This window comes from Aliiglaciecola lipolytica (assembly GCF_018860635.1).
In the GTDB taxonomy this organism is placed as follows: Bacteria; Pseudomonadota; Gammaproteobacteria; order Enterobacterales; family Alteromonadaceae; genus Aliiglaciecola; species Aliiglaciecola lipolytica_A.
Genome location: NZ_JAHKPT010000026.1, coordinates 222964 through 246754, shown reverse-complemented (window position 1 = coordinate 246754; position 23791 = coordinate 222964). Strand labels below are relative to the sequence as shown.

The 23791-nt window shown below is 41.4% G+C and carries 21 protein-coding genes; 11 read left to right on the top strand and 10 right to left on the bottom strand.

What is annotated here, in order from left to right; genetic code table 11:
* Window positions 1-125 precede the first annotated feature (125 nt).
* Together KO530_RS15730 and KO530_RS15725 are read left to right on the top strand one after the other, a co-directional pair.
* Window positions 126-1658: a tryptophan halogenase family protein gene (locus tag KO530_RS15730; protein WP_216049398.1), complete on the top strand. Its 1533-nt coding sequence runs from the start codon at window positions 126-128 to the stop codon at window positions 1656-1658.
* A gap of 355 nt (window positions 1659-2013) precedes the next feature.
* The gene (locus KO530_RS15725; protein ID WP_216049397.1) at window positions 2014-3708 is read left to right on the top strand and encodes a metallophosphoesterase; all 1695 of its coding nucleotides are present in this window, start codon (window positions 2014-2016) and stop codon (window positions 3706-3708) included.
* Between the two features lie 87 nt (window positions 3709-3795).
* Here KO530_RS15725 and KO530_RS15720 read toward each other — a convergent pair whose 3' ends face one another.
* Entirely contained in the window at window positions 3796-4818 is a 1023-nt protein-coding gene (locus tag KO530_RS15720) for a purine-nucleoside phosphorylase (protein WP_216049396.1), read from the bottom strand.
* Between the two features lie 146 nt (window positions 4819-4964).
* Here KO530_RS15720 and KO530_RS15715 point away from each other — a divergent pair, with 146 nt between their 5' ends.
* The 6 genes from KO530_RS15715 to KO530_RS15690 all read left to right on the top strand — a co-directional run bounded on the left by KO530_RS15715 (window position 4965) and on the right by KO530_RS15690 (window position 10030).
* Entirely contained in the window at window positions 4965-5321 is a 357-nt protein-coding gene (locus KO530_RS15715) for a VOC family protein (protein ID WP_216049395.1), read from the top strand.
* Window positions 5322-5561: 240 nt separating this feature from the next.
* Window positions 5562-5930, top strand: a complete 369-nt coding sequence (locus tag KO530_RS15710; RefSeq protein ID WP_216049394.1) for a hypothetical protein — start codon at window positions 5562-5564, stop codon at window positions 5928-5930.
* Between the two features lie 71 nt (window positions 5931-6001).
* Complete coding sequence (locus KO530_RS15705) at window positions 6002-6679, top strand: YjbF family lipoprotein (RefSeq protein ID WP_216049393.1); 678 nt, start codon at window positions 6002-6004, stop codon at window positions 6677-6679.
* On the top strand, window positions 6672-7403 hold the full coding sequence (locus KO530_RS15700; RefSeq protein WP_216049392.1) for a capsule biosynthesis GfcC family protein: 732 nt from the start codon (window positions 6672-6674) through the stop codon (window positions 7401-7403). The genes KO530_RS15705 and KO530_RS15700 overlap by 8 nt, the downstream gene beginning before the upstream one ends.
* Entirely contained in the window at window positions 7400-9520 is a 2121-nt protein-coding gene (locus KO530_RS15695; RefSeq protein WP_216049391.1) for a YjbH domain-containing protein, read from the top strand. Before KO530_RS15700 ends, KO530_RS15695 begins: the two co-directional genes overlap by 4 nt.
* Before the next feature lie 78 nt (window positions 9521-9598).
* Entirely contained in the window at window positions 9599-10030 is a 432-nt protein-coding gene (locus KO530_RS15690; RefSeq protein WP_216049390.1) for an acyl-CoA thioesterase, read from the top strand.
* Between the two features lie 26 nt (window positions 10031-10056).
* On the opposite strand, the gene KO530_RS15685 is transcribed toward KO530_RS15690, so the two are convergent.
* The 3 genes from KO530_RS15685 to imuA are packed head-to-tail and all read right to left on the bottom strand — an operon-like array spanning window position 10057 to window position 15303.
* Complete coding sequence (locus KO530_RS15685; RefSeq protein WP_216049389.1) at window positions 10057-13131, bottom strand: error-prone DNA polymerase; 3075 nt, start codon at window positions 13129-13131, stop codon at window positions 10057-10059.
* A 35-nt stretch (window positions 13132-13166) separates the two neighbouring features.
* Entirely contained in the window at window positions 13167-14621 is a 1455-nt protein-coding gene (locus KO530_RS15680) for a Y-family DNA polymerase (protein WP_216049388.1), read from the bottom strand.
* Between the two features lies 1 nt (window position 14622).
* A complete protein-coding gene (imuA, locus tag KO530_RS15675) occupies window positions 14623-15303 on the bottom strand; it encodes a translesion DNA synthesis-associated protein ImuA (protein ID WP_216049387.1) in 681 nt (226 codons plus the stop codon).
* 273 nt (window positions 15304-15576) lie between these two features.
* On the opposite strand from imuA, the gene KO530_RS15670 reads away from it, so the two are divergent.
* Window positions 15577-16044: an EVE domain-containing protein gene (locus KO530_RS15670; protein ID WP_216049386.1), complete on the top strand. Its 468-nt coding sequence runs from the start codon at window positions 15577-15579 to the stop codon at window positions 16042-16044.
* 45 nt (window positions 16045-16089) lie between these two features.
* Here KO530_RS15670 and KO530_RS15665 read toward each other — a convergent pair whose 3' ends face one another.
* From KO530_RS15665 to coaBC, 5 genes are all read right to left on the bottom strand, one after another.
* Complete coding sequence (locus KO530_RS15665) at window positions 16090-17847, bottom strand: DUF885 domain-containing protein (protein WP_216049385.1); 1758 nt, start codon at window positions 17845-17847, stop codon at window positions 16090-16092.
* A gap of 109 nt (window positions 17848-17956) precedes the next feature.
* Complete coding sequence (locus tag KO530_RS15660; RefSeq protein ID WP_216049384.1) at window positions 17957-18280, bottom strand: DUF1820 family protein; 324 nt, start codon at window positions 18278-18280, stop codon at window positions 17957-17959.
* Window positions 18281-18421: 141 nt separating this feature from the next.
* On the bottom strand, window positions 18422-18991 hold the full coding sequence (locus tag KO530_RS15655; protein WP_216049383.1) for a TetR/AcrR family transcriptional regulator: 570 nt from the start codon (window positions 18989-18991) through the stop codon (window positions 18422-18424).
* 264 nt (window positions 18992-19255) lie between these two features.
* On the bottom strand, window positions 19256-19846 hold the full coding sequence (gene slmA, locus KO530_RS15650) for a nucleoid occlusion factor SlmA (protein WP_216049382.1): 591 nt from the start codon (window positions 19844-19846) through the stop codon (window positions 19256-19258).
* A 45-nt stretch (window positions 19847-19891) separates the two neighbouring features.
* Window positions 19892-21100, bottom strand: coding sequence for a bifunctional phosphopantothenoylcysteine decarboxylase/phosphopantothenate--cysteine ligase CoaBC (coaBC, locus tag KO530_RS15645; RefSeq protein WP_216049381.1), 1209 nt, complete (start codon window positions 21098-21100; stop codon window positions 19892-19894).
* Window positions 21101-21276: 176 nt separating this feature from the next.
* Between coaBC and radC the strand changes: the two genes are divergently transcribed.
* Complete coding sequence (gene radC, locus KO530_RS15640; RefSeq protein WP_216049380.1) at window positions 21277-21951, top strand: RadC family protein; 675 nt, start codon at window positions 21277-21279, stop codon at window positions 21949-21951.
* 105 nt (window positions 21952-22056) lie between these two features.
* Window positions 22057-22548 (top strand): VOC family protein, encoded by a 492-nt coding sequence (locus KO530_RS15635; protein WP_216049379.1) that lies wholly within the window; start codon window positions 22057-22059, stop codon window positions 22546-22548.
* 339 nt (window positions 22549-22887) lie between these two features.
* Here KO530_RS15635 and KO530_RS15630 read toward each other — a convergent pair whose 3' ends face one another.
* Window positions 22888-23775, bottom strand: coding sequence for a TauD/TfdA dioxygenase family protein (locus KO530_RS15630; protein WP_216049378.1), 888 nt, complete (start codon window positions 23773-23775; stop codon window positions 22888-22890).
* Between the last annotated feature and the right edge of the window lie 16 nt (window positions 23776-23791).

Sequence of the window (23791 nt, the reverse complement as noted above, 5' to 3'; positions counted from 1 at the left end):
CAACCTATTGGTTGCGCATTTACATTCAATCATATGTTTGTAATCTTTCAGTCAGATATAACCTCAACAAAAAGTTGACCAGCTTCATTAAGTAACACAGAGTAGTTAAAGAGTAGGAGAGGTAAATGAGCGAGCACCTAATTAAAAATATTGTGATCGTGGGTGGTGGCACTTCAGGCTGGATGACGGCCGCAGCCTTGGGCACTTTACTGCGCCAAGAGGGCATGAATATCCGCTTAATAGAATCAAGTGATATTGCTAATGTAGGTGTAGGTGAAGCAACCATTCCGCAACTTAAACTATTTAATGACTTGCTTGGATTAGACGAAGATGATTTTGTCAGAAAAACCCAAGCGACCTTCAAACATGGTATCGAATTCGTTAACTGGAAGAAGTTGGATCATAGCTATATGCATCCCTTTGGTACATTAGGCTTGAATTTTGAAGGTGTGGAATTTCATCAATTTTGGTTGAAGATGGCAAAGCTCGGTAAAGCCAGCAACTTACAGGATTATTCGTTTAACAGTGTGGCCGCTAAATCGGGCAAGATGATGCGCTCAATCGATACACCGAACTCGCCACTGAATAATATCGCTTATGCTTTCCACTTCGACGCTAGTTTATATGTTAAATATCTGCGTGAAATTGCAGAAAAACATGGCGTTAAACGCACTGATGCAAAAGTCACAGAAGTGAAATTGCGTAAAGAAGACGGTTTTATAGAAAGCCTGTTGTTAGACAATGGTGAAGTGGTTGAAGGCGAGTTGTTTATTGATTGTAGTGGTTTTCGGGGCATATTAATTGAACAAGCACTGCACACCGGTTATGAAGATTGGAGTCATTGGTTGCCCTGTGATCGTGCGGTTGCTGTGCAAAGTAAAACCACCGAAGCGCCTATTCCTTATACCCGTTCAACAGCGCAAAAAGCTGGCTGGCAATGGCGCATTCCTTTGCAACATCGGGTTGGCAATGGGCATGTTTACTCCTCGAAGTTTATGAGCGATGAAGAAGCTGAACAAATTCTACTTGAAGGTATAGATGGTGAGCCGTTAACCGCGCCACGTATCATTAGGTTTAAAACCGGCATGCGACGGAAATTCTGGAATAAAAACTGTGTGGCGATAGGTTTAGCTGGTGGTTTTATCGAACCGCTTGAGTCAACTGCAATCCACTTAGTACAAAGTGGTATTTCTCGTCTTATGAGCCTTTTCCCATCAAAGCAGTTTTTTAAATCTGATATAGATACTTATAACCAGCAGGCTGCTTTAGAAATGGAGCGCATTCGCGACTTTATTATTCTGCACTACAAAGTTACAGAAAGGGACGATACGCCGTTTTGGGACTATGTTCGCAATATGGAAATACCAGAATATCTACAGAGAAAAATAGACTTATTTAAGGCAAATGGCCGCATATTTCGTGAAGACGAAGAATTATTTAATCAAACTAGTTGGTTAAGTGTGATGGTGGGTCAGGGTATTGTGCCCGACGGTTATCATCCTATGGTTGACGTATTGAGCGAAGAGCAAATAAAAAAGCGCATGGATAACGTTAAGAGCGTGATCGAAAAATCTGTCGACTATATGCCAAGCCAAGCACAGTTTATTGCTCAACACTGTGCAGCCACTTCAATGGATGCCAATTCTAATAATGACTAAAAGGCTGCAGCTTGGGTGTAGATGTCAATACACGAATGGCCTACACCGCTAACCTAAATTTTTTTATCTTGTAGCACTGGCTTTAGCCCGTGGCATGTCCAGCCCATGGAATGCCTCACCCGTGGCGCGTTTAGTCCCTGATATTTAACCTTAAATAAACCTAGGTTAAATTTTTAACTCATTGTTTTTACGTTTTATTTTCTGTCACATTTGTGACGCTAAATTGACTTCTATTTATCATAAATAAGTAGCAAAAATGCCATTAAGCACTTCTATCCTACGCGCAGTCTAAATTAAACAGATTGATTCCTTGGAATTGTACTGTTTCTAAATAACTTAAATAGGGTATTAGTACATGAAGTCTACCTCTACATTTCCATATGTTCTTAAAACGCTTGTCGCCGTGAGTATAGTTTCGCTTGCTGGCTGTAATAGTGACAATGAATCGTCACCTGAGGCTGAAATTACACCAACATCATATATCAACTTTACTGTTCTTCCATATCTTCAAAACCCGACATCGAGTGAAATAACCGTGAATTGGTTAAGTGACACTGATCAACCGGGTACAGTTACGATTGAAGGTATTGGTTCTTTTGTGTCTGATGTACAACTGGCTGAATCGCTAACTTATGGAACCTCTGAAGTTGAATATATTCATGGGGAAACCAATTTTGGCGAAACTCATAGTGAGGTTGCAGAAGGTGAAGCTCCGGCATCTAGTTATAAGCATTCCGTTAGAATTACAGGTTTAGAAGCTAATACTTCTTATGAATATACCGTCGAGCAACCTGAGGCTAGTGCTTTTACCGCTACGTTAACTACAGCTCCAAATCAAGGTAGTCGTGAAACTGTTAGATTTATTACTATGTCTGATATGGAGACAGAGCCGGAATCGACTGAAAAAACTGTTCGTTGGACGGCAAATGCTTTGGCGATCGGTGGTGATAAGCTAGGTACTGACCCCGATACTTATACTCGCCAGTATCCTGTTGACCAAACAACGGGTTATAAGGCTAACTTGGTTTACGCTGCGCAAAGAACGCCAGATTTTTGGGTGATCGCCGGTGACTTAGTTGAGAAAGGTGGGCGACAACTCGATTGGGATGAGTTTTGGCGACATAGTGCCGGTGAGTGGGGAACACTAGCTTCCACAACACCGATTTTTCCTGCATTAGGAAATCATGAAAATTACTGGCATCCAGATGCGCCGGGTTATAATGCTGAAGCGTCTATGTTGTCTTATGATAAATGGAATACCTATTGGGATTTGCCCACCAACGACGCGTCAGATGAACGCTACGAAAAACGATTTTATCGTGTCGACTACGGTCCTGTAACTTTAATTACCTTAGATTCATCTAATGGTAATGATGAGGATCCAAGTCAAGATACCAATTTGTTTATCAATGGTGAAGAATCACGAGTACCCGACTTTAACCAAGGAAGCGAACAATGGAATTGGGCTGTACGTGAACTTGCTAGTGCTCAAGCTGAAGGCCAAGTAATCTTTGTGCAATTCCACCACACTGCTTTTGGCACTGGTGTGCATAGTCTTCCATCGGGAAGTGCGGGTATCGCTAATGCTGAAGATAGTCAGTCTGGTGTGCCAATGCGTATTTATCAGCAGCTTTTTGAACAGTATGATGTTACCGCGGTTTTGTCTGGCCATGATGAGTTGTTGGAATATGTAAACATTAATGGCGTGAGTTACTGGGATGTCGGTTTTGCTGGCGATGGCCTTAGAGGGCCAGGGTACCCGCCGACTACTGATTATGTACCTTTTGATTTATTGCCTCTCGAAGCACAGTTGACCCATTGGAGTGCCCATGGAGATGCACCTGAAGTTTGGGATGGAGAGCAGTTAATCTCTGGCGGCAAGCATTATGGATTTCTTGAAGTAGAAGTGCGCCCTTCTGGTGATTATAACTACGAAGTGGTTATGACTCCTCGCTATGTCTTCCCGGTAACCGATGAGACAGGTGCGGCAACTGGTGAGTTTGATCATCGCCAGTATGACAAAGTCGTTCGCATTATCGTCGAGCGTTAATTAGTTTAACATCTTGGATGGGTATAACTACTCATCCAAGACTTTCCCAGTTACTCAATGCCGTGGGCTAGTTAATTCGGTAGCGATTTAATTCTGAATTAATTCAGGCACTCCGTTTTTCCAATCGTCCCAATTAGCCACAATAGTGTCAACCACCTTACTACCAACCAAAACAATATTTTCAACGGTTTCAGCAAAACCTCCCGCGGTTTCCCCTGGCGCTGGATCTAAGTGCTCAAGAGTGCTCTCGTTGGGATTTCCTTGGTCGAAGTTAACTGCTCCCCGAAGACTCATGACTCGATCTATTCCTACTGTTCTTGATAGAACCTGAGCTAAAGCCGTGGCTTCCATTTCAGTTATGATATAGTCATCAGCAGCATATAGTTGTGTAATGTATTGCGCTTGTTTTGATAATCCAGGTCCATGAAAAAAAGTGTCGCCGGTCATATGGGTGCCGATCGTTATTGCTGGGCTGCGTCTCGCTTCTTTTTGTGGATAGCGCATGCGATAAGCATTGGCCGATTCGGAGTCTTTTAATGTCACAGATTGACTTAACCAAACACTCCATTTCAGTAATTCTGGATTAAGCTGGTAGCGACGAATATCTTCGTATCCTTTGCGTGGCATAAATGTAGGAGTGCCTGCTTGCCCTTCTTCTGCTTTCCAGCGATGACCTAAGTCATAATCTACAAGCCAACTTGCCCAGCTGACGTCACCGATAGTCCCCTTAGATGGTGGAGTACCGCCAACGCCACTGAGTATGAAATAGCTATTTGTAAAATTAAATTGCGGTGAAAGTAAAATAGCTTGCATGGACGCTGAAGAGCCTACTTTTCCCATCCCCAATACTGAGCCACAAACACCGTTTGAATTACAAAATACCGGACGATGTGCGCCTTTAACGTTTATTGGTCTACTGTCGCTAAAATAATGTTCATACCAGTGTTGGAACTCTCCGGCTTTATCACCACTGTTAGCTCCAATTTCAAACATGGCCGCGATAAATACTCTAACTTCGATTGTTTTGTGTTTGTCGTTCGCTTGCGCTTGTATCGATAAAAAATAACAGATACATAGAAGGACGATTTTTGATGGAAGTATCCTTATCATCTTGTCACACACCTTTTTGATTCAATTTAATGCTGCAACTCTGCAATAGCGTATATTAAAACTAAACTAAAATTACATCTAAAGTTTATACTCAGTGATTATGCTTGCTTTACGTTACTCATAAATGTCAGATTTCAGGAGCTAATATGAACGAAAATGAAAAGCTAAATTATGTGGAATTTGCTGCAAAAGATCTAAGTGCCACCAAACAGTTTTTTAGTGCGGTATTCAATTGGCAGTTTGTTGATTATGGTCCTGAATACACGTCGTTTTCGAATCAAGGGCTTGATGGCGGGTTTTATCAAGCTGAGCTTTGCAACATACCTGAAAATGGCGGTGCACTTTTAGTATTTTACAGCAGCGATATACAAGCAACATTACAAAAAATAAAATCGCATAATGGCAAGATCATTCGTCCTATTTTTGATTTTCCCGGAGGTTGCCGTTTTCATTTTAGTGAACCCAGCGGTAATGAGTTTGCAGTCTGGTCTGAAAGCCAATAAACACGGCTTTATCAGGTATATTTAATTATATAAAGGTATTGAAATATAACGGGATTATGTTGCATCTGTGTTAATAAAGTGACAGTTTATGTCTACTTTAAAACACGATTAAAAACTTTTTGAAATATTCAGATTAAAAAGTTCTTTAAATCAGCCATTGATCGTAAATTAGGCATTGAGATCGTAGAGCGGATACTTTAATATCCGACATCAGGTGTCAAATACTTTCAAGGAAAAGTGATGAGAAAAAGTTTAATTGGATTAGCAGTAGCTGCAGCAGTCGCTTCTGTTAGTGTACAAGCTCAGCAAGAGCAACAAGGTGGATCTGGCGCAAGCGGCGGTGCATTTGGTGGTGTTGCTGGTGGTACTATCGCTGCTGGTGTTGTTGGCGCTACTATTTTAGCGGGTGTGATTTCAAATTCGAATGGTGATGCTCCAGAGCGTCCTATTACTGTTCCACCTACACCTACACCTACGTGTGAAGGCGATGATGATTTAGTTGACGGTGTATGTATCGGTACCACTATTACAGTGACTACTACTGGAACTGGAACTAGTACATCAACTGTAACTGTTCCTGTTACTTATACTTACTCGCCTTCGATCTAAGTTTAGTAAAAGATTTAAAGCCGCCTTTGGGCGGCTTTTTTATTGGTTGTGAATATCTATTATGGATAACAATGAAAATAACTTTTAGCTTATTAGTATGTAGTGCACTTTTTCTGTCGGCTTGCTCTTCTACACAAAGAGCTTATAAACAAAACATAGAATTGTATTTTAGTAGTAAACAAAGTGTCACTTTAACTAAAGATATCGTTTTAGAAACCCCCATTGATCTCATATACATAAAAGCGGGTGAACGTCCATACGCTACTATGGCACTGGCTTTTATCGAAAACAGTCGATATAAATGGGTTTCCGCAGATAATGCTGTATTGGTTACTCAAAATGGTAGGTTGGTACGTACTTTAGGTCTAAAAAACAATTTAATTTATGTGGCTAACTTAGATACTGATCCTATGGTGTCAAAAAGTGATGTAGCAGAAAATGCGAATTGGAATAGTTATTTAGATTTTGACCCACATCAGTATGGGGTGAGATTGTATTCAGAGTTTAAACGTCAAGAGAATATACCCCTGACAATTCTGGATCAGCAATTTACAACCACTAAAGTTATCGAAAACGTCACAACTCAAAGTGTCGAAACTGCTTCAGATAGTTGGCAGAATGTGTATTGGTATCATACTCAAACTGGACAGTTATTGCGTTCTTCACAACAGTTCTCTGGCTCATCTGAGCGTTACGAAATACAATATGTTAGCAGGGCTATGAGATTGCTGGAGTCTACTCATGAATAGATTAAAAAGCCTTTTCACAGTTATCGTGTTTTCATTCTGCTTTAATAACTATGCGAATTCCCAAGTCGAAGTTACGGTTAATGGCAATATTTTGAACTTTGCTGAAAACCCCAGATTGAATCAAGTTTTAGAATCAATTGCCCTGGAGCAAAATTGGTATTGGCGTGCTAGTCAGTTATTTAAATTGGATTCCGACATAGCTGAAAAAAGCAGACAGGAACTGGTTAAACAGCTTTCGGTTAAATCAAAGGTTGCTGATTCAGCTACATTTAACCAACTTATAAAACACATAGAAAGCTGGACACTCGCACAGCGGATCGACATTGCCATCGATTACGATTTGGCGCGGTTTCAACTAAATCATAATCCACTATTCGATGATGGAAAATACCGTTTAACCCTTAGTAAACGAATGACCACTCTGTTTATTTTCGGCGCTGTGTCACAGCCAAGTACGATTGAATATGAGAATAATCAGTGTATCGAAAACATCGTGGCGCAAATTAGTAAAACAGAATCTGCCGATGCAAACATTGTTTATGCAATTCAACCTGACGGCGTTATTCGTCAATTACCTGTAGCCTATTGGAACCAAAAATGCCACCAGGTGATGCCCGGTACACAACTTTATATTCCTTTGGTAGAGTCCCAATGGTTTGCAGATAATAGTCAGCTCAATCAGCTTATCGCTGAACTTGCAGTAAATAGGGTAGTCATTGAATGATCACAATTAAAAGGATGTTAGCTCTTGTTGTAATGACTAACGCCGCGTTAATTAGTTTTATTACATCAACTGCATATGCCTCTGAGCAATCGTTTGACGACGATAATGGAGATGTGTCGCAAATGATTAGGGGCGGAGCCGGTTTAATACAGACTCCCACAGCGCGGATGGCTAAAGAAGGCTCGTTCACTTTAAACTATAACGATATTGATCAATATCGATTTTGGTCAGCAAGCCTGCAGCTTTTCCCGTGGATGGAGTCTACAGTTCGTTATACCGACGTAAGAACACAACTTTATAGCCAAGATCCAAGCTTTAGTGGTGATCAAACCCTAAAAGACAAAGGCATTGATGTTAAGTTTCGACTGATTAAAGAAAGCTATTATTTACCTGATGTTTCATTTGGTTTAACGGATATCGGTGGAACCGGTTTCTTTAGCAGTGAGTTTATTAACTTTAGTAAAAATCTTGGCCCCTTTGACATACATCTTGGTGTAGGTACCGGTTACCTTGGCGCAGGTGGAAATATCACTAACCCACTGTGTGAAATTAAGGATTCATTTTGTGAGCGTCCTGGTGGATTTGGTGGTCGAGGTGGAAAAATTGACTACAACGAGTTCTTCAAAGGTCCAGCGTCGGTTTTTGGTGGCATTGAGTATAGAACACCTATTGAGGGGCTAACCCTTAAGCTAGAATATGACGGTAATGATTATGTAAATGACCGTGCTGGAACGCTAGAACAAGACAGTGAGTGGAATGTTGGCGCGGTTTATAAATACAATAATTGGGACTTTAACGTGAGTTACCAAAGGGGCAATACCTTTGGTTTTGGCGTGTCATACAACTTCAATATGCACACGGTTAAACAACATAAATTTGATCGCCCACCTAGAGAGCTGAACAATGCGAAACCGGCAGAATCAATTGAAACGATTAACCGTGATCGCCTGTATGCTGATTTAGTAAATGAAGGCAGTTTTATCATTAATGCTACTCATACTGGTGAAGACGAAATGACGTTTTACGGAACTCAGTTAGGTTACCGTGATCATGATGAGGCAACTCAGCGAGTTGGTAGAATATTAGCTTCCGAGTTACCTGATTCTATTAAAACCTATAAGTTGGTGGATACATTGGCCAACATTCCATTACTCGAAACGAAAATAGATGCGCAAGAATTTAAAGTTGCCGCAAACTATCAGCGTTTAGAAACTGATATTCAATCAGCATACGTTCGTCAAAACCCTACTCAATCCACAGTCGATAATTACCACCCCAAAGATTACTCTGGGGCGTTTTTCAATATGGAAAGCTTTTGGATTCAAACTTTTGGTAATCCAGAGGATTTTTACCTTTATCAAGGTGGTGCATATCTTAACGGCGGTTACCAATTTAATCCAAACTTCTCTGTTCGTGGTGGGTTGAAAGTGACTGTGCTTGAAAACTTCGATAAGTTTAATTTTTTAGTCGACTCTGAAACCTCGCATCTACCTAGAGTGCGCACGCAAGTTCGAGAATATGTAACGCGCAGTAAAGTGACTATGGAAAATGCGTACCTGCATTGGTTCGATAAAATTGCAGAAGATACTTATGCGCAAGTGTATGGTGGTTATTTAGAGACCATGTTTGGTGGTGTGGGTACCGAGGTGCTATATCGCCCTGTAGATAGCAGCCTAGCGTTTGGAGTTGATCTAAACTACGTACAACAACGTGACTTTAATAACGAAACAGGGTTCTTCGATTATAAAGCCTTCACTGGTCATGCGAGTGTTTATTGGACGCCTGAATTTTTACCTGACATGCAGCTAACCGTAAATGCTGGTCAGTTCTTGGCAAAAGATAAAGGCGTTAATATCGATGTAGCTAAACGTTTTGATAGTGGTATTATTGTGGGTGCCTATGCCGCATTTACTAATGTATCAGCTGAGGAATATGGAGAAGGTAGCTTTACCAAAGGATTCTATATTTCCATACCATTTGATCTCTTCTCGTTAGCGCCAGCTAAAGGGCGTGGAAAAATTCCATGGATTCCTATTGGCCGTGATGGCGGGCAAATGTTGCAACGCCCAGTTAAGTTGAAAAATTTGACCGAAGCGAGAGCACCATTTTACGATTAGGATAAAATGATAAGCGGTCCCTAATATTCTGATTGCAAAGTATTAGGGGCTTTAGCGCTCAGATTTTTAGGTTTAAACATGTCAACTAAGTACACTCGAAACGATTATAAAGTTTTTTATCCTATGCAAACCCGCTGGGCTGATAACGATATCTATGGGCATATTAATAATGTTCAGTATTACGCTTATTTCGACACTGCAGTTAATCGTTATTTAATTGAAGAAGGCGGTTTGAATATTCATAGCGATGCAGTGGTGGGCTTTGTTGTTGAATCAAAGTGTCAGTACTTTTCTGCCATTGCTTATCCACAATCTTTGCAAATTGGTTTGCGAGTTTCTCGTTTAGGCAATAGCTCGGTTACCTATGAAATTGGAATTTTTGTTGAGGGGGAGAGTTCACCGTCAGCACAAGGTCATTTTGTGCATGTGTTTGTTGAACAACAAACTAACAAGAGTACTGCTATTCCTTTGAATATTCTTGAAGCCCTTAAATTGATTCAGGTTGAGTAGTCCGTTTTATTGACGTTAATCAGTCTTCAATGGAAATCTCTGGAAGTGGTATTTAAATCTTCCAGTAAGTGACTCAAGTCAGTAATTTTCCCTGCAATGATATGAGTGACATCACCATCGCCACGCTCCAAAATACCGCTAACTTTGATTATTTTTGATTTTAAAAAAGCCTTTTTTTGTGCCCGAGCGGTAGCCTGCCATACCACTACATTGCAACAACCCGTATCATCTTCTAAGGTCATAAAGGTTACTCCTGCTGCGGTGCCTGGTGCTTGTCTACCAATGACCACACCGATAACATTGACTACAGATTTATGCTGCTTTTCAGCCAATTGCTTTGCCGCTGTGTACTTACCTAATTTCCCCGCATTACGTAATAATTTTATCGGATGATGGGTTAACGACATGCTTGTTGCCGCATAGTCTTCAACCATTTCCTCTACATCTGTTGGTGCAACATCAAATAAGAATGATTGTTCCTGATTTTTGAACAAGGGTAATTCCGACTCACTCTCCATTAATGCCCAGCGTGCTTTATAACGGTTCTGGGCCAGTGAGGATAGTGCATTGGCGCTGGCAAGGGCTTCCATGTGATCGCGCTGAACAGCCAGTTGCTTTAATTCAACAACAGATTTATAACCGTTTTGGGGGCGTTGATTAACCAGTAGTTGTGCAGCACTCTTCGACAACCCTTTGATCATGCGTAATCCTAGACGTATGGCGAAGGTGTCCCCATCTTTTTGCAAGATATGATCATAATCAGAGTGATTGATGCAGATGGGGAGTATCTTGATGTGATGGCGCTTCGCGTCTTGAATTAATTGTGCTGGTGGATAAAAACCCATGGGCCAACTATTCAACAGACCCACGTAAAATGCCTGCGGGTAATAATACTTAAGCCAAGATGACACGTAGGCAAGTACCGCAAATGATGCCGAGTGGGACTCTGGAAATCCATATTCACCAAAGCCACATATTTGGTTGAATATACGTTGGGCATAATCTTGCGTATAACCTCGTTCAAGCATGCCATTGATGAGTTTGTGTTGGAATTGCATGAGTTGTCCGTTTTTCTTCCAACTTGCCATTGCTCGTCTAAGTTGATCGGCTTCGCCACCGCTAAAACCAGCAGCGACCATAGCCAGTTGAATAACCTGCTCCTGAAAAATGGGTACACCCATGGTTCGACTAAGCACCCCAGCGACTTCTTCTGAGGGATATTCGATAGGCTCCTTGCCATCACGTCTGCGTAAAAATGGATGAACCATGTCACCTTGGATAGGCCCAGGCCTGACAATCGCAATTTGAATCACCAAATCATAATAGGTTTTCGGCTTAAGGCGAGGCAGCATGCTCATTTGCGCACGGGATTCGATTTGAAAAACCCCAACCGTATCGGCTTGTTGAATCATTTTGTAGACTTGTGGATCATCTTCGAGTTTGGTGATCTGCGCTATGCTGAGGGAGTGACCATAGTGCTTTTCGACTAATTGAAAAGATTTACGAATGGCAGTGAGCATACCTAAGGCCAACACATCGACTTTCAATAATCCTAGGCTTTCCAGATCGTCTTTATCCCATTGTATGACGCTGCGCTCTACCATGGCCGCATTTTCAATAGGTACAAGCTGATATAAAGGACCTGATGAAATAATAAAACCTCCTACATGTTGGGATAGGTGTCTTGGAAAACCCATTATTTCATTGACCAAAGAGATGAAGTGTTTACCTTTTACTGAGGCAGGATCTAGACCTAATTCGGCAATTTGTGCCTGCCAATTTAGACCGCTGTCTCGACGGTTAATATTTTTAATAAAAAAGTCTAGCTGGGTTTCGTTTATACCCAATGCCTTACCCACTTCCCGTAATGCACTTTTGAAACGGTAGCAGGATACGGTTGCCGCTATGGCGGTGCGTTCCCGTCCATATTTAGTATAGATATATTGAATTACCTCTTCTCTGCGTTGGTGTTCAAAGTCGACATCAATATCAGGGGGCTCATCTCGCTCTTTGGAAATGAAGCGTTCAAATAGCACGTTAATTTGACGAGGATCGACAGAAGTGATCTCTAAACAATAACAAACTACGGAATTCGCCGCCGAACCCCGTCCTTGATATAAAATCTGTTGAGACTGCGCAAATTGCACTACATCATAAATAGTGAGAAAAAAGAATTCATATTCTTGTTCCTCAATGAGTACCAATTCTTTTTCAATAATATTACGAATGTCAGGTTTTATGCCTTCTGGAAAGCGTTTTTGAATACCTACTTCGACTAAGTCTCTAAGGTGTTGTTGGGGGGATTTTCCTTCAGGAATAAGTTCTGCAGGATACTCATAACGCAGCTCTCGCATATTAAAATTGCACATACGGGCAACTTCTACTGAGTTATCCAGCCAACCCCGTTTGAAAAGCTTGTTGAGCTTGCCATGACTACGTAAACAACGTTCACTATTGGATAGTAGTTTACGACCAAGCGCGGCCACCGTAGTACCGTGTTTGATGGCGCTGAGCAGATGCTGTAAAGGGAGGCGACTTGGATTGTGCATTAGCACACCGCCGCAAGCACAGATTGGAAGATCAAATAACTGGCTGAGCTTTTCATAATGGTCGAGCATCGATTGCTCATTGGCAGTGAGGTGACGTTGGGCGGCGATCCATAAACGATTTTTATAGTGCTTTTTTAACCAATTTGCCCAAGGTTCATCAACATTTAGTTTGCCATTGGGCAACCACAACATTAAGCAATGTTTAATGGTTTTAAGATCCCATTTAGCCAAGCTATATTCACCTTTAGGTGAGCGTCGTCTAGCATTTGTAATGATTCGACATAATTCAGCATAAGCTTCCCGGTTAGGGCATAACAAAACACACCGCAAGCTGTCATCTAGTTTAAAATAACTGCCTACGATGAGTTTAATTGCAAGCTTGTGATCTTTAATTTCGGTGTAAGCCCTTACTACGCCTGCAACAGAACATTCATCAGTTATTGCTATTGCTTCGTAGCCTAAAAAATGCGCTTGTTGAATGAGTTCCTGAGGATGGGAAGCACCATGCAAAAAGCTAAAATTAGACTGGCAGAATAACTCAGCGTAGGCCATAGATTGGTCTCTAACTTATCTTTTTAACGAGCACGTTAGCTAAAAAAACCATGGGCAAACCACAAGCTATTACTGGTACGATATATCCATAGCCACTGGCCATGTTGATTACGCGCGATGAAATAGTCTCGGGTGATTGCTTGGTTGTCCCACCATCCAGTACTTATGCGTTCTGGCCCATGTATGATGGATACTTTTTCTGTTAATGGTTGTGGTGTTTGCAGCATAAAGCTTGGTCGTAATGGGTAAGTCGAAATGTGTTTAGGTGTTGTTTCCAGTTGGGGTTGCACATATTTATTTACTTTTTCGGGGCGAAAATCATCATCTAACATCACCTGCGAAATCGCCTCTTCTCCTAGCTTGGCTTGTAGCAATGAGATTAATTGTAAATACGTGAGAGTACCCTTGCTGGCACTGAATAAATCGCCTTTATCGGGGCTACGTAATTGGGTTTCGGCGGTACTTAGCTCTAGTGCAAATATGGGCGCTTGTAAAACTAAGTTGTCCAATTTCAATATGCTAAGATTAACCCACTTGTCAGCTTGGTATTCTCCTTGCGCAGAACCTACCTCTAAGGTGAGTGCTTTATTATCTCGTTGATAGAAAGTAAAAATAATCTTCTGAGTAAGCAAATCCCGTATTTTTAAAAACTGCTCTAATGCAGTTAACAACAGTTTTATTGGTGATAGAAGTGTGTCGGTATGACTTATCTCATAAAGTAGTTCTAAGTAACGTTGAAACTTAGATTGGGGATGGTAGAAATCCATTGGATGATGAAATTCACCACTTAGTCTACCCAAGTAAGTCACTAAATCTATATCAAAACGCTTGGCGACATCCTTTAATGGCACTGCCATTAGATCGGCAAGAGTGTGGATACCGACTCTAGCTAACTTGGTAACGGTTTTCTTATCTAATTCAGAGTCAACTAGTTGTCGAATACCAATTTGGTGTTGCAACATAGGTAGATGGTCGCTGACTTGATTCCACGCCGTTCGGGCTAGGATACGGGCAGCATAAGGGGATTGTCCGCTGGCATAATAATATTTTACCTGGAACTCTTTTAGTTGGTTTTTAACAACCCGCCAATAGCCATTAAGTCCGCCGTACAACATCAGCATATTGTGTATTCGTAACAGCAAGCCATTTGGCGGAAACAGACAGATATCAGAGGTGACTAGATACAAGTGTTCGGCTATCTCAACTAATTTTTTTTGCTCTATATCACTTTTATAGGGCAACACCTGGAGGTGTTGATCTAGTGCCGCGGCGGTTCCCAATCCCATTCCTGTGCGAATACCGGCATCAATAGCAGCTTGATTTAATTGCAATACGCAATTTGTTTGATGATGCAATATGACCAATGAGTGCTGAGTATTGATCTGCCCGCTAGTGTCTTCAACACGCCTTTGCTGAGGCGATGGAATTGCATGACATACACTGTCTAATTGCAAATGAGGAAAGTGTAAATATAACCAAAGAGATTGCATATTAGCTGACTTTAGCCCGTGGAAATGTCAGCACATTAGTGGCGCGTTGGTTGAGTGCTAATTCAGGCCAAATGTGGCTCATATTGAGATTAAATGGTTGGGCTGGCCAACCGCCTTTACGTTTGGTAATTTGCACCTCTAAGCCCTGTTCATGAGCACTGAGTTTCATCGCTAGGCTCACCGGTAACGACAAACTTAATTGTCGATTTTGACGCACTACAAAATGTAAAGCGTCACCTTGTTCAGCGGCTAGTTGTAGACGTTTGGTTTGGGCGATTTCAAGCTGTTGATGCCACATTAGGACACTATGGCAGCAGCCGCTCTTAAGGCATTGCTCGGCACTCCAAAGCGCATGCTCTGCACTATTTGGTTGAACAATTAGAACCTGTTCAAGTGTGATCCCAAATTCCGCCAACATTTCTCCGTTAATTTGCATCGGAGGCGCAATAAACACCAATAAGCGCTTATGCTGCTGACGATATCGCAAAGCTGGCAATAACAAACGTAATTCGCCGATGCCTATGGGAGTATGGATATCAATCATTCCCGATTGTGGGAAGCCGCCTTGAAGTGCTTCATCAAGTTCTTCATAACCTGTACTTTCGGAGGTCAGGCACTGTTCTTGTTGATTGCCTTGCCATACTAAGCGTTTATTTTTTAGTTGTTCCAATAGTGTGTTCATAAATAACTTAAACTCCGGATAAGTACCGCATCTCGACAATGCTATTTTTACGCCTACGGCGTTGGAGGTTCTAAAAATAGTCCGCTATTACGTGCAAACCCCCGCTCTACTATCCATAACAATTTTATTATCGAGCATAATAAACAGGTATAATTTATACTGTATTTATGTACAGTATATTGATCAATTTCATAGATGCAAGTTTTGCTGTAAGTTGAAGCAATAGTTATTATGATGGACCGCTGTAATACCAAAGAGCATAAAAGGTAGGTTATGAATTATTGGTTATTTAAGAGTGAACCAGATGCATTTAGCATCGACGATTTAGCGAATAAGGCCAATCAAACAGAGCATTGGGATGGTATTCGTAATTATCAGGCTCGCAACTTTTTGCGGGATAAAGTGCAACTTGGTGATCAAGTATTCATATATCATTCTAGTTGTAAAAATGTCGGAATAGCAGGTTTGGCCGAAGTGGTGAAGGGCGCTTATCCGGATCATACTCAGTTTGACCCAGAGTCAAAATACTATGATCCGAAATCAGATCCTGAGCAGCCTAGATGGTATATGGTAGATGTTAAATTGGTTAAAAAATTCAATCAAATCCTGAGCTTAAAAAGCATAAAGGCGATGCCGCAGATACAACAAATTGGTCTGGTTCAAAAAGGCCATCGTTTGTCTATTATGCCCGTGAATGCAGAAGAGTTCGCTTATTTGCTTAAAGAGTGTAACGAACTTTAATTAAAAATAGATTGCAGAGCATTGAAGCTCTGCATATTTTACAAATTATGACTTTTTCTGTTGTTCAATAAATAAAGCAATATTTTCTCTAAGTACAGACAGTGGGATAGAGCCGTACTCCAACACTGCATCATGAAATGCACGTAAATCAAACTTATCACCAAGGGCTTCTTCAGCTTCAGCGCGTAATTTTTTAATCTCTAACTCGCCAATTTTATAGGCTAGCGCCTGTGCTGGCCAAGAGATATAACGGTCGATTTCAGTGGTCACGTTGTGTTCTGAAAGCGCTGTATTCTCTAGCATATAATCTAAAGCGCGCTGTCGCGACCAACCTTTTATGTGCATACCGGTATCAACCACCAAACGGCACGCTCGCCACATTTCATAACTCAAGCGACCAAATTCTTCGTAGGGTGTTTGATAAATTCCCACTTCTTTGCCCAGAAACTCAGAGTACAAGCCCCAGCCTTCACCAAAAGCTGAGATGTAAGTGTAACGACGTACATTTGGTAAATCACTCATCTCTGATGCAAGTGAGATTTGTAAATGATGGCCCGGAACCGCTTCATGCATTGTCAGTGCAGGGATTGCATATAAAGGTCGTTTATCTAATGCGTAGGTGTTTACCCAGTAATAACCAGGTTCATCGTCACGCCTTGGTGATACATATCTGCCTGTGGTGTATTTCGGTGCAATGGCATCAGGAACGGGGGCTACGCCGTAAGGAGTACGAGGTAGCTTGTAAAACAGCTTAGGCAACTGCGCATCCATGCGTTTAGCTACGTAAGATGCGTGTTTCAACAGTTCAACTGGCGTTTTTGCATAAAATTGCGGGTCGGTACGTAAGAATTGGATAAATTCATTAATACTACCTTGGAACTCTAATTCATCCACAATGCTCTGCATTTGGGCTCGTATACGCGCTACTTCTGTTAATCCCAGTTGATGGATTTCATCCACTGAAAGATCTGTAGTGGTATAATATTGGGCGCGATTTTGGTACATCTGTTCGCCGTTAGGCCAAGATTTAGAAGCCACATCTGACTTTGCTTTAGGAATATAATCGGTGACTAAAAAATCGTAAAAGTGTTGATAAGCACCCATAACATCTTGTTTGATAACTTGCTTCGCTTCTATTATTAATGCACGTTTTTGTGCCTCAGAAACATTGATATCATCGATTTTTAGGAAGGGGCTGTAAAATGTATTTTCTTCTACCTGGCCGTTAAAAAAACTCTCAACCGACTTTTCAAACCCCAGCATAACCGTTTTGGGTTGAACCATTCCCACTTCCATCCCTTTTTTCATCCACGCAATTTGTTGCGCAAAATAAGCGGGGATTAAACGAAGTCGAGTGAGATAATTTTGGTAGTCTTTTAGATCCGCGAAGCGACTCGAACGGGGGAGTCCAGCCATTGCACTATGAAAACCGTACTCCGACGTTAACGGCACATAATGTGCGTTGAAATGATATTCATCAACATAATTTTGCACCCGATAACGCTGCATCAGCAAATTAATTTGATCTGTTCGAGCTAACTGCTGTTTATCTATTTGGTCTAGTTGGTTTAAGAATTTTTTGAATTGAGAGTTTTGTTTGGCGAGCCCATCAGGCGAAATATCGGCAAGTTTGTCATCGAAGTCATGTACTCCTTGAGAGCTTGCGTAAACAGGTGATATAGATAGCTCGTATTGCCAAATATCATCCATCAATTGAAGTAATTTTTGCTGTTCAGATGCGGTAACTGGAAGACATAGAAACAGCAAGAAAAATATCGATACTCTGTTCAAAACTATATGCATGTTGGACTTTTTCCTAATTATTATAGTTACAGCTTAAGGCAAAACGGCTCCAATACAAAACGTACTGAAACTGTAATTGACGGTATGTTAGGTGCTGTACGGAAAAGTACTAATTTTTAGGTGTGTAAATCGGACTCGGAAATGCCGTTACTTTATCTGACAATTCAGTAATTTTTGCCGTACCTTGTTTCTTCACTTCGTCAATTCTTAACACGCTGTGCATAGGTATATAAGTGTGTTTTACATCAGCAAATTCGGTTTTTAATTTTTCGTGGCTCGGGTCTAATACCAGCGTTGTGTGGGTATCCCAGACAAAATCACCTATCTCCACAAATCCAAACATACTGCCTTGACTGACTTCACGCACATAAACTTCATAACGTTCGCCATTACTAACAAACTGTACCCTAAATAAAGGATTTTTAGTTGTCATCTTACTCACTTTTAGATATCAAAACGGGCATGAATTCTAACGACAACTGAGACAATCGCCAAGTGAAATTCGAAGGCTATTGATAAAACCATATAGGTTATTAAATATGAAAACCAGAAGTGAGAAGACTAGGCTATTTAATTAAGGTTTCAGTGGCCCTAAAATGGCCTGAGTAGCCAACATTAGTTCATCAGTGTCACCGGCTAAAATCCCATTAACGGCAAATCCTTGTACGTAACTGCATAACTGTAAACCGGTGGACTCAATATTGATATCCTGCCTAACTTCTCCTAGCTTTTGGGCTTTTTCCAAACAACCAATAAAGTCAATCTGGAGACGATCCAGATAATGCCGACCAATATCTCGGATCTTGAGGTCATCGAAGCCTAATTCAGTAATAATATTGATTAACAAACAGCCTCGACCTCTAACCAAATCAATATAAGCTGAGAAAAAACCTTGAATAGAAAGCATACCTTGGTTGTGTTCTAGGTGTGAAAACGCTTTGGATAAATGCTGCTCTTGATAATGGGCTAGCACAATATATAAAAACTGCTGTTTAGAACCGAATTCAATATAGAATCCACGTCGGTTGAAATCGGTTCTGGCGATAATTTCGTCCATTGCAGCACCATGATAACCATGCTCCAAGAAGACCGCAATTGCTTGTTCAAGCACCTCTTCAACGTTGTATAGGGCCTTACGAGGCATATCAAATTCGCTTAAATAAAAAAGAACATATGTTCTTTATAGGTTAGTCGAGAATTAGATTGTGTCAAGACATTGTATTAGGAGCTTTAGCCTTTGCGCTATGTTCGATTTTTTGCGGGTACAAATTGTAGCAGGGGCTTTAGCCTTTGAGCTATGTTCGATTTTCTGCGGGTATAAATTGTAGCAGGGGCTTTAGCCCCTGACTGATGTCCGGTTTCCAGATTGAATAAACATCAGCAACCGGATTATATTATCGAAACGAATTTAAGAAAAAAACTGTTTGTTGATGAACTGCCAAGTTTCTTTAAAATCTTCGGTGGGGCGGCGTTTGAAATCACTACGGATAAACAAATTAATACGACCGTCGGTATAGCAGATCAGCATATTTGCAATCACACCTTCATCCGCAGGTAATGATTTTCCTTCACGAAGTTTACGTTCTCTTAAAACCTGTTTTATTTGCGTTTCAAGGCGCTCAAAAATCTGTGCAATTCTGCCACGTAAACGTTCCTGCTCTCCCATTAAGGCATCACCGTTCAAAATGCGGGTAATACCTGGATTTTTTTCTGAGAAACCTAAAATCAAATGAATAATCAATTGAATACGCACAGCGCTATCTTTTTCTTCATTAATAATTTTATTGATACGTGAAAACAAGGTTTCTTCGATAAACTCAATTAAACCTTCAAACATCCGTGCTTTACTGGGAAAGTGGCGGTATAAAGCAGCCTCTGACACGCCTACTTCTGTTGCCAATTTAGCCGTAGTGATACGCTGTCCAGGGTTGTTTTCTAGCATACTTGCTAGACATTGCAGAATTTGCGCTCTGCGGTTTGGACGTTTAATCGCGGGCATTAATCATGTCTCCCTGTCTGTAGGACCATATTATTATTCTTAGAGTTATTTTGTTGCATGTTTATTTCTATATTTTTCAGATACTAATTGCATCAATTTAAAAGCAAGTTGCTTTTTATCGGCAACATCGAGAGATTTTTCACCCTCTTTCCAAAAAACCGTCAAAGCATTTTGATCACTATTGAATCCAATGTTGCTATTTGAAACATCATTAGCAGCGATCATATCAAGCTGTTTACGCTCCAGCTTTTCTTTTGCATAACGACTAACGTCTTGTGTTTCGGCAGCGAAGCCGACAGTGAACACTGACCGTTGTTGTTTTGCGACATCTGCAAGAATATCAGGGTTTTTAGTAAAAGTAAGGGTCAACTCTTGATTGTTCTTCTTGATTTTTTGATTTACCGCTTCTAAAGGACGATAGTCGGCTACGGCTGCACAGCCAATGAAAATATCCGCGCTTTGTATATTTCCCATAACGGCATCATGCATTTGTTGCGCACTTTCAACATTAATCAGGTTCGCTTTGTTAGGAGCGCTTAAATTTACTGGGCCACTCACCAAAGTCACTTCAGCACCCATGGCTATTGCCGCATTGGCTAGTGCATAACCCATTTTGCCCGAGCTGTGGTTGCTGATGTAACGCACGGGATCAATTGCTTCTCGGGTCGGTCCTGCCGTAATCACTATTTTTTTGCCAGTCAAGCATTGAGGCGGCTTGGGTTGGGTGATTAGGTCTGCCAAGTACTGAGGTTCAGGCATACGTCCTTGCCCAATATCGCCACAAGCTTGCTCACCTGAGTCGGGTGGAATAATAGTGACCCCACGATTGGACAAGATGGAAAGGTTCTTCTGCGTAGCATCAGCCTTCCACATTTGCTGATTCATGGCAGGAGAAATATATACCTCAGCAGTACTGGCCAAGCATAACGTCGACAACAAATCGTCGGCCATGCCATGGGCAAGTTTAGCAATAAAGTTTGCGGTGGCAGGGGCGATAAGAATGCTATCAGCCCATTTCGCCAACTCTATATGACCCATAGCTGCTTCTGCAGCCGGATCGAGTAAATCGCTAGAAACCGGATTGCCTGATACTGCTTGCAATGCTAAAGGACTAACAAAATGTTCGGCTGAAGCGGTTAATACTGCTCGTACCTCAGCGTCCTTGACGGTTAGTTTGCGTATTAAATCTGGGGTTTTATAAGCGGCAATGCCACCTGTAATTCCGAGTAAAACCTTGTGCTTTTGAATGGCCATGTGTCTAAATATTCACTAAAAATCTGTGCTGCATTTTACCTAATATAAAGGTTAGACAAAACACTTAGGTACTTGATATGACTTAATATTGGCCTGATCGGCGATCATTTGCTAGGTTTAATTAGTGATATACGACTAATTGCTAGTAATTTTAACCCTAATTCAGGCACGGATGCATGAAACTATCAGAATGGCCAAAAATGGAGCGGCCAAGAGAAAAGCTCCTATCCATGGGCAGTGAAGCTCTTTCAGACGCAGAACTTCTCGCTATTTTTTTGAGAACTGGAGTACAAGGAAGCAGTGCTGTTGATTTAGCTCGTGAATTACTCACTCAGTTTGGCTCTTTGCGCAGTTTACTGAATGCCAGTAAAAGCCAATTTTGCTTGGGTAAAGGTTTGGGCGAAGTGAAATATGTGCAGTTACAAGCGACTTTGGAAATGTCGAAACGCTATTTTGCTCAATCACTCACGCGAACACACACATTTGATAGCGCCAATCGCACTAAACAGTATCTGCTGAGTCAACTACGTGACGAACCTAACGAGGTCTTTGCGGTATTAATGCTCGACAGCCAACATCGTCTTATTACCTTCAAAAAACTGTTTTTTGGGACGATTAACGCAGCAAGTGTTTACCCTCGAGTCATTGTTCAACAAGCCTTAGAGTGTAATGCAGCGGCAATTATATTAAGTCACAACCACCCGTCGGGCATCGCAGAGCCTAGTCAAGCAGATCAACATATTACTCAACGTATCAAACACGCCTTAGAGTTGATTGATGTCACTGTACTGGATCATATTATTGTCGGCGATGGTGACTGCGTGTCTTTTGCTGAACGGGGATTGGTATAAGGCAATCAGATGCATAAAATCAATTAAAAAGGCATATGAATGAAAGTATTGGTAAAGGAATAATTCATCATAGGTGTAAATTCATGTAAAACACAGGATAGTATAATGACTTACCCCAATACCCTTATTTTTGTTGATCTCAGCGCTGATGATCCCGCTGCTGCTGGTGAGTTTTACGCCGAGGTGTTTGGTTGGGAAAATGACCCTCGTCCAATGGGGGTTTATCATCGCATGGTTCCCGGTGGTGTTATGCACGACAGTGAAGGCAATGAAACCACGATTGGAAACTTTCACCTTGGCATACATAAAGCTGAAAATGCCCGTCCTCATCCCAGTCCTGATGGCGTTGAGCCCCGCTCTATATCCACCGAAGGGCGTAAGCCTAGAGTTTGGATTTTAGTCAGTGATGATGACAATATTGACGACATTTTAGCCCGTGCAGAGTCTCGAGGTGCAAGTATTTTATGGAAGGATCATTTTTGGGCTGAATTTAATGGTATTAACGCAGCCTTTCAAGATCCTTGGGGTAATGAAATTATATTGTGGGTAAAAGGTGGTGATGCACCTCAGATACCTGCTCATTTTACCCAAGAATAATTGTAACAGGGGCTTTAGCCCCTGAAATCCGTTTAATTTCCACTGACATAAATGCCAGTCTACAGGTGTTGTGTAGCAGGGGTTCTAGTCCCTGAAATCCGTTTAATTTGCACTGGCATAAATACCAGTCTACAGGTTTTGTGTAGCAGGGGCTCTAGCCCTTGAAATCCGTTTAATTTCCACTGACATAAATGCCAGTCAACAGGTGTTGTGTAGCAGGGGTTCTAGCCCCTGAAATCCATTTAATTTCCACTGGCATAAATGCCAGTCTACAGGTGTTGTGTCGCAGGGGCTCTAGCCCCTGAAATCCATTTAATTTGCACTGGCATAAATACCAGTCTACAGGTCACCTACTGAAATCGGTTTTTCACCTTTGACCCATAATCGATGTGCCATACGTTGATATTTTTTATCATCGTAAACGGTGCCTGTATGCAATGTGCAACGGTTGTCCCACATTAACACGTCGCCTTTCTGCCACTTGTGGGCATACACATACTTAGGTTGGGTAATGTATTCAACTAGCTCATCGACCAAAGCCATGGCTTCGTCATCTTCCATGCCTAGAATATGCTTTACCGTACCTGTACTAACCCACAATGCCTTACGGCCATCGGCGGGGTGGACGCGGATCATTGGATGAATGACATCAGGGTTTTCGCGACGCAATTCATCGGTAATTTCATAGCTATTGAATTCACGATTTTGAATAAAATGCACCAATGAATGATGAATTTTTAACGGATCTAATCGTGCTTTTTGCTCTTCTGGTAAATCTTCATAGGCAGCCACTTGGTCAGCTAACAGGGTGTCGCCCCCTTCATCAGGAACGGTAACCGCGTAGAGCATAGTGCACATTACCGGTTCTTCTTTGTAAGAATAATCAGTGTGCCAGCCTAAACCGTCGTTATGTGCGCCAATGGGTTCACCATTTTTGTCAAGCATATTAGAAATTTTAAAAATATGCGGATAGTTAGGTAAACAAAATTTGGTTTGAGTATGCAGCTCCGGCTCACCAAAAGCGTTAATAAAACGCATTAGGTCATCGGGCTCCATTGTTTGATTGCGTAATAAAATTGCGCCATGTTGATGAAACGCCGCGACTACTTTGGTCAAGGTTTCTTGGTCTGCTGATGGTAAGTCTACATCGACTATTTGCGCACCAAAGTCGCCCTTTAAATGCTCTATGGTTAATTCTTTTGACGTTTTAGCTAATGACTTATTCATAATTTGGCTCACTCAT